A 1,522-nucleotide genomic window follows, 5' to 3' on the forward strand; every position below is an offset into this window, starting at 1 on the left:
GCTGACGACATCGTTGGTTCCCGTGATCGTGATCACAACATCCTGAGTGGTGAACGAACCATGCTGGTCATCCACCTTGACGGTGTAGGTTTCGGTGACGCTTTCACCTGCAGCCAGGTGATTGGCGGCGCCATTATCAACGTTGTAAGTCCAGCCAACCTGGCCATTCTCGGTGGATGGGCTTTCCGATACTGGTGCCAGTGCAAACACACCCAAGGCCCCCGAATGCGGTACGAACGATGCAGCGTGAATGTCGATCAAGTCGACGTCGTTGAAGCTGATCGTGCCGTTTTCTTGCTGCGGAGCGACGTCTTCGACTACCGATCCGGATTGAGCGCCACTGGTGATGCTGACGACATCATTGGTGCCGGTAATCGTGATTGTAACGTCCTGGCTGGTAAATGAACCATGCTGATCGTCCACCTTGACGGTGTAGATTTCGGTAACGCTTTCACCAGCAGCCAGGTGATTGGCGGCACCATTATCAACGGTGTAGGTCCAGCCAACCTGACCACCCTCAGTGGCTGCGCTTTCCGCAACTGGCGCCAGGGCAAACACACCCAGGGCACCGGCATGCGGTACGAACGATGCAGCGTGAACGTCGATCAAGTCGGCGTCATTGAAGCTAATCATGCCACTGGCCTGCTGGGGAGCGGCATCTTCAGTCACCGATCCAGCCTGAGGGCCGCTGGTGATGCTGACGACATCGTTGGTGCCCGTGATCGTGATCACAACATCCTGAGTGGTGAACGAACCATGCTGGTCATCCACCTTGACGGTGTAGGTTTCGGTGACGCTTTCACCGGCGGCCAGGTGATTGGCCGCTCCATTATCAACGGTGTAGGTCCAGCCAACCTGGCCATTCTCCGTCGAAGCGCTTTCGGCCACTGCCGCCAGGGCGAACACACCCAAGGCACCTGCATGTGGCTCGAACGACGCCATATGGACGTCAATCAAGTCGGCATCGTTGAAGCTGATCATCCCGTTTGCTTGCTGCGGAGCGGCGTCTTCGACTACCGATCCGGATTGAGCGCCACCGGTGATGCTGACCACATCGTTGGTACCGGTGATCGTGATCACAACGTCCTGGGTGGTGAACGAACCATGCTGATCATCCACCTTGACGGTGTACGTTTCGGTAACGCTTTCACCAGAAGCCAGGTGATTGGCGGCGCCATTATCAATAGTGTAAGTCCAGCCAACCTGGCCATTCTCGGTGGAAGCGCTTTCGGACACTGGCGCCAGGGTGAACACGCCCAGAGCACCGGCATGCGCTACGAACGATGCAGCATGAACGTCGATCAAGTCGACATCATTGAAGCTGATCGTGCCGCTGGCTTGCTGGGGAGCGGCATCTTCAACTACCGATCCAGACTGGGCGCCACTGGTGATACTGACGACATCATTCGTGCCGGTGATCGTGATCACAACGTCCTGAGTGGTGAACGAACCATGCTGGTCATCCACCTTGACGGTGTAGGTTTCAGTAACACTTTCACCAGCAGCCAGATGATTAGCGGCG

The 1,522-nt window shown here is 56.7% G+C and carries 1 protein-coding gene; it reads right to left on the bottom strand.

Annotated features, from left to right (window positions below; all coding sequences use genetic code 11):
* On the bottom strand, positions 1 to 1,522 hold a 1,522-nt coding region (locus H597_RS0116470; RefSeq protein WP_028103096.1), incomplete at both ends, for a VCBS domain-containing protein.

This window comes from Pseudoduganella violaceinigra DSM 15887, assembly GCF_000425385.1.
GTDB lineage: Bacteria > Pseudomonadota > Gammaproteobacteria > Burkholderiales > Burkholderiaceae_D > Rugamonas > Rugamonas violaceinigra.